The following is an 8,586-nucleotide window of genomic DNA, read 5'->3' on the forward strand; positions in this document are numbered from 1 at the left end:
TGCTGAAGGAACTGGTCAACGCCTGCCGCACCCTGCGCGGCGAGATGAACCTGTCGCCCGCCCAGCGCGTGCCGCTGGTGATCGAAGGCGACGCCACCGCGATCAACGCACTGGCGCCCTACATCGCCGCGCTCGGCAAGCTCTCCGAGGTCAGCGCCGTCGCTGCGCTGCCGGAAGCCGACGCCCCGGTCGCCCTGGTCGGCGACATGCGGATGATGCTGGTGGTGGAAATCGACAAGGACGCGGAACGCGCGCGCCTGGCCAAGGAAATCGCCCGCATCCAGGGCGAAATCAAGAAAGCCGAAGGCAAGCTCGCCAACCCCAGCTTCGTCGACAAGGCCCCCGCCGCCGTCGTGCAGCAAGAGCAGGCGCGGCTGGCTGATTTTGCTGCCATGCTGCAAAAGCTGGAGGCGCAGCACGCTCGGCTTGGTTGATGCCAAATGGACGACTACAAAAAAGCGCGGCCGAGTCCGCGCTTTTTTGTTCTCTCCGGAATAATCCTCCAGACGCACATAAAAAAAACCGGGGCCTAAGGCCCCGGTTTCCAATCAGCTGAAACACTGCTGAAAATTACATCTTCCAGCTGTACTGGATGCCCAGCGAGTTTTGGTACATCTCGATCGTATCGACATTAGTACCGAAGGGCGCGCCAGGACGTGCCGCACTCACATCATTCTTAAAGCCATGCATATAGGCCATGGAGACTTCGTCCCCCGAAGACAGCGTATAGGTAAAGCCAAGCGTGACATGATTTTCAATCACTGCAGGTGCAAGGATATTGAACAGCACCTCACCCAGGTCGGAGCCGCTGATAGGGTTGTCGCTATGGCTATACCCTGCGCGCAGAGTCAGATTCTGGCTGTATTTGTACTCCGTGCCCAGTTTCCACACATCGATATTGGAGTAGCCAAAACCAGGGCCATTGGCGGAACCGAGCGGCTGACCCAAGACCAACAGATTTGACACAGGGTTGCCAACCGAAGCCACTTTACCGTAGTTGATACGCTGGTAATCCAGGGCCAATTTAACGGCAGGAGTGGCTTGCCAAGCCACACCCAAATTATAGTTTTCAGGAATATCAAAATCGCCCTGCTCAGCAAACAAGCCCTTGTACTTGCTGAACTCTTCGAAATTCATTTTCGACGCATACGCAGCGCCGATGGTGACGGTAGGCGTGATTTTGCCCATGTAACCAATGCGCACGCCATAACCATATGCGTCATCGTTACCACGGTTGGTCAAGTTAGCTGCATCAGAGGAATATGCGGAGAAAGGCTGGATGCCCGTAGCAGCAAAGCTGCTGATAACCCACCAACGGGGAAATACCGATGGAGTGATTAGGAGCCACCTTGTAAGCAGCAGTCGGGGCAACGATCAGCTGCATCAAGTCGACACCCAGGGCACCCGAACCACCCAATATATTCATCGTCCCAAATGCACCGCCAAGCGCAGGGTAGTCGGTATTCATGCCGCCGTTTCCATACACAGTCACGCCAAGGGACAGATTGGGGTTCATCATTCGGTTGTAACCGAACTCAGGCACCAGGAAATAATTGGCATCGCTCTCGGACGTAACCGGAGTACCGAAGTCTCCCGCATTGGATGCCTCGCGAATCGGGCTGAATATATCCATACCCAAATCCATACGGTTACCAGCAAAAACCATGGCGGCGGGGTTGTTCGCACCACCAAACGCATCGTCATGCAGGGCGGTGGATGCACCGGCCATGCCCTTGGCCTTCATGCCGTAGCCGTGCGAAAAATAACCGTTGGTTGCGTAGGCGCTGCCGGCCAGACCGGCCAGTGCCATGAATGCGAAAACTTTTGTCAATTTCATTTATGTCTCCTTGGGCGAAATTACTACAGATAAGCTCATTGAATAGCCTGCCCTGAAGGCTACGCCCGCTCTAGGGCTTAAACAAGCAAGCCAGCCCGGGGCGCCCAAAAAACCGGATGCGGTGTGGTACAAAAGACACATAAAAAAAGAGCCGGGATTTCCCGGCTCTTTTTCATCAGGCTGCAATCCGTTTCAGATAAACAGGCAGATGTCGGTCTCGCCTGCGAACTCGAAGAAGGTGGCGGCGCCGCCGTATTCGAGGCCGTCGATGAAGTCGGAATGCTCGAAACCGAACAGTTCGACGGTCATCTGGCAGGCGATGAACTTGACTTCGGCTTCCTGGCACAGTTCGCGCAGGTCGGGGATGGTGGCCACGCCGTTGTTGGCGATGGTCTGCTTCATCAGGGCCGTCGCCACGCTTTCATAGCCGGGGATGATGGCCTGGATGGCGTTGGGCATGTTCCAGTTGATGCTCTTGAACCACTTGGGGCCGAACGGCATTTTCATCGGCATGCCGGGGTTGCCCAGCGGGCTCACCTTGAGGCCGGACAAGTCTTTGCGAACGAGTTGAAGGCCGTAGAAGGTGAAGAAAATCTGGGTTTCATAGCCCAGCGCAGCCGCCGTCGAAGCCAGGATGAACGGGGGATAAGCCCAGTCCAGCGTGCCTTTGGTGGCGATAATGGCCATTTTTTTAGTATCCATGCTCAGTCTCTCCTCTGCCGGTTAAAAAAACAGCGCCGCATGTTCCTGGCTGTGTGCTCCCGGAACGGACGGCGCTGGTTTGGTTTTTTGTATTTATTTTTTCTTCATGAAGAAGGTGAATTCGCCGCCCGCTTCGGCGGTGGACAGCAGTTCATTGCCGGTCTGCTTGGCGAAAGCAGCGAAGTCCTTGACCGAACCCGGGTCGGTGGACAGGATTTTCAGCACTTGTCCGCTTCCGACTTCAGCCAGGGCCTTCTTGGCGCGCAGAATGGGCAGCGGACAGTTCAGGCCGCGGGCATCGAGTTCTTTATCGAAATTCATTTAGTTCTCCTTAACATTCATTAAATAATTATGTACTAAAAACGCTGCGGTACCTTAAACCAGAAATTTTCCCATTGCAACCGAAATTGCTGCGCCGCTGAAAAATCTGGCGACACCTTCAAATCGATCTGAAACGGGGTTTTAGCGCGGCCGGCTGAGGGTGTTTCCGGAGCGCGCCCAAGCCATGATGCCGCCAGCCAGGTTGTGCATGTTGCCGTAGCCCTGGGAAGCCATGAACGCACACGCTTGGGCCGATCGCGCACCGGAACGGCAGTAGATCACCACGGGCCGGTCCTGGGGAACATCGGCCGCGCGCAGCGGCAGCAAGTGCAGCGGAATGTGGATGGCGCCATCGATCACGCCTTGGGCCACTTCGGCCTCGGTGCGTACATCGATCAGATGCGCGCCCTGGGCTGCGATTTCCGCGACATAGCCGGGATCGACTTCCTTGAAACCTGACAGTCCGAACATAGGTGTCACACTCCTGTAATGGAGAAATTAGAGTTCTCTAATGTACCTCAAAGCGGGGGACGCGCCAAGCACCGGACAGCGCAGCGGCGCCCTTGTAGCCCCTGGGCGCACGCCCCCGGATACGGGCTTTTTTGCGGCATTCCCGGCTTGCTCAACAGCGCTGGGCACCGTGATACAGGTTGACCACGTGGCGCGCCTCGGCGAAAAACAGCCAGCGCTCGACCGCGGCGCCGGCGATGCCCGCGAAGGCCGCGACGATGGCGGCGGTTTGCCCGCCATGCTGGTTGAAGACCCATACCAGCATCAGGCCGGGCAGCGCGAAGCCCAGCACGAAAACCACGGCCTTGAGCAGGCCGGCTTTCTGCCGCGCGATCTGGAAGCCGAACTCCTGGGTCAGGAAGGTGCCATGGGTATGGCCGGTGTCAAGCAGCTTGACCTTGGCGCGGGTCAGGCCGGTGGCGGTATTGATGGTGGGCGTCAAGCCGGGGCTGCGGATCCAGAAATAGTAGATCGCCTTCAGCACCGCGGCGATCGAGACGATCAGCGCCGACATCGCGATGTAGGGCGTGGTATCGAGGCCTGCATAGACCGCGCCCAGCAGCAGCAGCAGACTGCCGCTGGCATAGCCCAGAGCCAGATAGTTGGCAGGCACCAGCGGGGTGTTCCACTGGCGGATGGTTTTCAGGCAGGCGTAGATCATGCCGGTGGAGAACACCGTGATCCAGGCCAGCACCGCCGTCAGGAAACCGAAAGTTTCACGCAGCCACAACGGCGCGTCGAACCAGATGCAGACTAGGTAGATCAGCGCCAGCGGCATGAACACCACGGCAAACACGCCCTCGCGCGACAGCCACGAGGTACGGAAGCGGCTGAACGCGCGCCAGGCGTTTTTCGGATTGGCGAGGTGGAAGGTGGACGATAGCAGGCCGAACACGATCAGGCCCATCGCGATGAGTCCGCCGACGACCAGCTGTTCGCGACTGAAGCCGCCGCCGAGATTGAACGTGTCGGCGATGAACAGCAGCGAAATCAGGCCGAAGCCGGCGCCCGATGCGACGGTGAAGAAGATGACAGAGAAAGCGGGATGCATGGATACTCCTGGCTCGATTTATCGGGTGCGCGATTCAGCGGCGCACCAGCTTGTTGGCGAACTGCTTGATGCTTTCCTTGAGGCCGCCACGGGGCTTGGTGTCGACCGGAATCACCGGCTTGCGGCGCGGCGGCAGGTACTGGTTGGTCGGGTTGTAGTTGAGCTCAGGCATCAGAGGGAAACCGCCGCGCTCGCGCACCGCGCGCGACACCGCCGAATCGGGATCGTCGAAATCGCCGAACATGCGGGCATGTGCCGGGCAGGTCAGCACGCACGAAGGCTGGCGCTCCTCGACCGGCAGTTCTTGGTCGTAGATGCGGTCGACGCACAGGGTGCACTTCTTCATCGTGCCGCTGGAGCGGTCGAGTTCGCGCGCGCCGTAGGGACACGCCCACGAGCAGTAGTTACAGCCCATGCACTTGTCCTGGTCGATCAGCACGATGCCGTCTTCGGCACGCTTGTACGAGGCGCCGGTCGGGCACACGGTGACGCAGTCGGCGTCCTCGCAGTGCATGCACGACATCGGGAAGTTGACCGTCTTGTTGTTCGGATACTCGTCCATCTCGTAATGGCGGATCCGGTTGAACCACACGCCCGACGGCTCGGCGCCGTAGGGTTGGTAGTCGGACAACGGGCCGATGGTGCCGGAGGCGTTCCATTCCTTGCAGGCGATGGCGCAGGCATGACAGCCCACGCACACGTCGAGGTCGATGACCAAACCTAATCTCATGATGCTCTCTCGTCTTTATATTCTGGCAGGGCGGTTCAATTCTTTTCGTGGCTGCGCGCGTCGTAGCGCAACACGTCCGGGCGCTCGTAGCGCTCGTCGCCCGGCAGCGGCTTCAGTTCGTCGAACTGCGGCCACGAGCCGGTCTCGCCCGGCGCAGCCTTCCAGATCTTCACGCGCAGGTCGAACCACGCGGCCTGCCCGGTCACCGGGTCGGAGTTGGTGACGCGGCGTTCGCCCGCCTTCTCCGGCAGCAGCTCGGAGATCAGGTGGTTGAGCAGGAAACCCTTGGTCGCTTCGGAGGCGTTTTCCTTCAGGCCCCAGGCGCCCTTCTGCTTGCCGATGGCATTCCAGGTCCAGATGGTGTCTTCCTGGGTGCCTTCCATGGTCTTGACCTGGCAGCGGATCTTGCCGTTGTGCGACTCGACCCAGATCCAGTCGAAGTCCTTGATGCCCATTTCGGCCGCCTTGCGGGCGTTCATGTACATGTAGTTCTGCGCCATGATCTGACGCAGCCACACGTTCTGCGAATCCCACGAGTGGTACATGAACATCGGGCGCTGGGTCAGCGCGAAGAAGGGATATTCGTCCTTGTCCACGCGCTGCTGTTCGAGCGGCTCGTACCACATCGGCAGCGGGTCGAAATATTTCACCAGGCGCTCGCGGTCGACCTGGTTATTGGGCTGCGGACCGTCGTACAGGCCCTGCCCCGCCAGGCGGAATTTCTGCAGCGGCTCGGAATAGAACTGCATGATGATGGGCTCGGCCTTGCCGACGAAGCCGACGTCCGCTGCCACGTCGAGGTAGTCCTTGTTGGCGTAGCGCATGTACTTCTGGTTGTCGGGCCAGTGGTGCGCGTAGAAGCTCTGGTTCTCGATGTACTTTTCCCACTGGTTGGGGTTCGGCTCGCCCTTCAGCGACTTGGTGCCGTCCTTGCCGCGCCAGCCGGCGAGGAAGCCGATGCCGGGCGAACGCTCGTAGTTGACGATGAAGTCCTTGTAGCTGCTGAACTTGGGGGTGCCGTCGGGCTTGGTGAAGGCAGGGAATTTCAGCCGCCCCGCCAGTTCGACCATCACCTCCTGCCACGGCCGCACGTCGCGGTCGAGCTTGACCAACGGATGACGGATCGCGTCGGCTGCCGCGTCCGGCTCGGAAATCGGGCGGTCGAGCAGCGAGATCGAATCGTAGCGCTCGAGGTAGGTGGTATCCGGCAGGATCAGGTCGGCGAAGTTGGTCATTTCCGAATGGAAGGCGTCGATCACCACCAGGAACGGAATCTTGTATTCGCCCGGCTCTTCCGGATCTTTCGCGCGCAGCATGTCCTGGATGTTGGCCGTGTTCATGGTCGAGTTCCACGCCATGTTGGCCATGAACAGGATCAGCGTGTCGAGCGCGTAGGGATCATGGTTGGTCGCGTTGGTGATGACCATGTGCATCAGGCCGTGCGAAGCGATCGGCACTTCCCACGAATAGGCCTTGTCGATGCGCAGCGGGTTGCCGAACTCGTCGATCACCAGGTCTTCCGGACGCGTCGGGAAGCCGAGCGGCGGACGCGACAGCGGGGTGTTCGGCGCGTTGATGACGTCGATGTTGTTTTCCGGCAGCTGGTGCGGCGGGATCGGCTTCGGATACGGCGCGCGGGCGCGGAAGTTGCCCGGCGCGTCGAGCGCGCCCAGCAGCATCTGGATCATGTGGATGGCGCGGCAGGAATGGAAGCCGTTGGAGTGCGCCGCGATGCCGCGCATCGCGTACATCGCCACCGGACGACCGACCACCTTGTCGTGTTTGCGGCCCCACACGTCGGTCCATTCGATCGGCAGCTCGACCGTTTCCTGGAACGCGACATGCGCCATCTCGAGCGCGATGCGCTCGATGGTTTCCGCCGGCAGGCCACATTCCAGCGCGACGTTTTCCGGCGCGTAGCGCGCATCGAGATAGCGCTCGGCCATCAGCGACATCACGGTCTTGACGCGGCGACCGTCCGGCGCCACGTATTCGCCGAACAGCGCAGGGGCGATGTCGCCGTCGAGGCCATTCCTGAACGCCTCCTTGTCGATATCCCAGATCAGCGGCTGGTCGTTCTCATCGCGCAGGAACAGGCCGTCGCCCTTCTGGCCCGGAGCCTGCACTACCAGCCAGGAGGCGTTGGTGTAGCGGACCAGGAATTCGTAATCGAATTTTTCGTGCTGCAGCAGCACGTGCACCATCGACATCGCCAGCAGGCCGTCCATGCCCGGCTTGATCGGCAGCCATTCGTCGGCAATCGCCGAATAGCCGGTGCGCACCGGGTTGACGGTGACGAACTTGCCACCCTTGCGCTTCAACTTTTCCAGGCCGATCTTGATCGGGTTGGACGAATGGTCTTCCGCCACGCCCCACATCAGGAAATACTTGGCGTAGTCCCAGTCGGGCGCGCCGAACTCCCAGAACGAGAAGCCGATGGAATAGAGACCGGCCGCCGCCATGTTGACCGAGCAGAAACCGCCGTGCGCAGACCAGTTGGGGGTGCCGAACTGCTGCGCCCACAGGCCGGTGAGCGCCTGCATCTGGTCGCGTCCGGTGAAGTAGCCCAGCTTGGAGGGGTCGGTCGCACGGATTTCCTCCAGGCGGTCGGTCAGCACGTCGAGCGCCTGTTCCCAGGAAATCGCCTCGTAAATGCCCTCGCCGCGCTCGGTGCCCGGTTTGCGCATCAACGGCTGGGTCAGCTTGGCGGTCGAATACTGCTTCATGATCCCGGCCGATCCCTTGGCGCACAGCACGCCCTGGTTGGTGGGATGATTGCGGTTGCCCTGGATGAAGCGGACCTTGTTGTCCTCCAGCGTCACCTTGATGCCGCAGCGGCAGGCGCACATGTAGCAGGTGGTGTACTTGATTTCCTGCGCGTCGTGATTTTCGAGTTTTATCTTGGCGTTCATGCGGTCTCTAAGTTCAAAATCGTCCCCACGGTTCCACGCTGGAACCGCGTCTTTTCCTGCCCGGATATACACACTAGGTGACTGCTGGAAGCAGCGCCAGCGCATCGGCACTGGATGCTGCGGGGACGGCTATATATTAAACATTCCGAATATGCCGTTATTTTGCACTTCAAGCCCCCGGCATGGCAAGCAAAACGGCTGATGGTCTTATAAGACCATCTGATGAAAAACCCTTATTTATTACGGACTTAAGCATCCTGATTTCGTCTATCTTGCGTGCGCCGGCAACTCTGCCAATAGCGACTCGATCACCCGCAGCGCCTCCCCCTCGTCCCATTCGGTCGGCCCGGTCAGGACATAACGTACGCGCCCCTCGGCATCCAGCAGGAAGGTGGTGGGCAGCGCAAACACTTTCCAGTGCTGGGTGTTGCTGCCATCGGGGTCAAGCAGAATCGGAAAGCCCAGTTTCATTCTGGACAAATAGGCCTTCACTTCTTCGGGCGTCTCGGCGCTGTCCAGCGCG

At 59.9% G+C, this 8,586-nt stretch carries 9 protein-coding genes and 1 pseudogene; 1 reads left to right on the plus strand and 9 read right to left on the minus strand.

The window, feature by feature from the left end:
* A pseudogene (locus tag BGO62_RS08935) lies at positions 1–434 on the plus strand (valine--tRNA ligase); the annotation flags it as partial.
* A 136-nt stretch (positions 435–570) separates the two neighbouring features.
* Here BGO62_RS08935 and BGO62_RS08940 read toward each other — a convergent pair.
* The 9 genes from BGO62_RS08940 to BGO62_RS08980 form a co-directional block, all read right to left on the minus strand.
* Positions 571–1,242 (minus strand): porin, encoded by a 672-nt coding sequence (locus BGO62_RS08940; RefSeq protein ID WP_296641491.1) that lies wholly within the window; start codon positions 1,240–1,242, stop codon positions 571–573.
* A 10-nt stretch (positions 1,243–1,252) separates the two neighbouring features.
* Entirely contained in the window at positions 1,253–1,837 is a 585-nt protein-coding gene (locus BGO62_RS08945) for an outer membrane protein transport protein (RefSeq protein ID WP_296641492.1), read from the minus strand.
* Between the two features lie 192 nt (positions 1,838–2,029).
* Positions 2,030–2,539: a DsrE/DsrF/DrsH-like family protein gene (locus tag BGO62_RS08950; RefSeq protein ID WP_296641494.1), complete on the minus strand. Its 510-nt coding sequence runs from the start codon at positions 2,537–2,539 to the stop codon at positions 2,030–2,032.
* A gap of 93 nt (positions 2,540–2,632) precedes the next feature.
* Positions 2,633–2,860, minus strand: a complete 228-nt coding sequence (locus tag BGO62_RS08955; protein ID WP_151606480.1) for a sulfurtransferase TusA family protein — start codon at positions 2,858–2,860, stop codon at positions 2,633–2,635.
* 141 nt (positions 2,861–3,001) lie between these two features.
* Positions 3,002–3,331 carry a rhodanese-like domain-containing protein gene (locus BGO62_RS08960; RefSeq protein ID WP_296641503.1) on the minus strand — a complete coding sequence of 110 codons (330 nt, stop codon included), beginning with the start codon at positions 3,329–3,331 and terminating at the stop codon, positions 3,002–3,004.
* Between the two features lie 151 nt (positions 3,332–3,482).
* The gene (locus BGO62_RS08965; RefSeq protein WP_296641504.1) at positions 3,483–4,421 is read right to left on the minus strand and encodes a DmsC/YnfH family molybdoenzyme membrane anchor subunit; all 939 of its coding nucleotides are present in this window, start codon (positions 4,419–4,421) and stop codon (positions 3,483–3,485) included.
* Between the two features lie 34 nt (positions 4,422–4,455).
* Positions 4,456–5,151, minus strand: a complete 696-nt coding sequence (locus BGO62_RS08970; RefSeq protein ID WP_296641507.1) for a 4Fe-4S dicluster domain-containing protein — start codon at positions 5,149–5,151, stop codon at positions 4,456–4,458.
* A gap of 35 nt (positions 5,152–5,186) precedes the next feature.
* On the minus strand, positions 5,187–8,063 hold the full coding sequence (locus BGO62_RS08975; protein WP_296641510.1) for a molybdopterin oxidoreductase family protein: 2,877 nt from the start codon (positions 8,061–8,063) through the stop codon (positions 5,187–5,189).
* Positions 8,064–8,330: 267 nt separating this feature from the next.
* A partial coding sequence (locus tag BGO62_RS08980; RefSeq protein ID WP_296641513.1) for a TlpA disulfide reductase family protein occupies positions 8,331–8,586 on the minus strand: 256 nt, incomplete at its 5' end.

The sequence above is a fragment of the Thiobacillus sp. 65-1402 genome (genome assembly GCF_001897685.1).
GTDB lineage: Bacteria > Pseudomonadota > Gammaproteobacteria > Burkholderiales > Thiobacillaceae > Thiobacillus.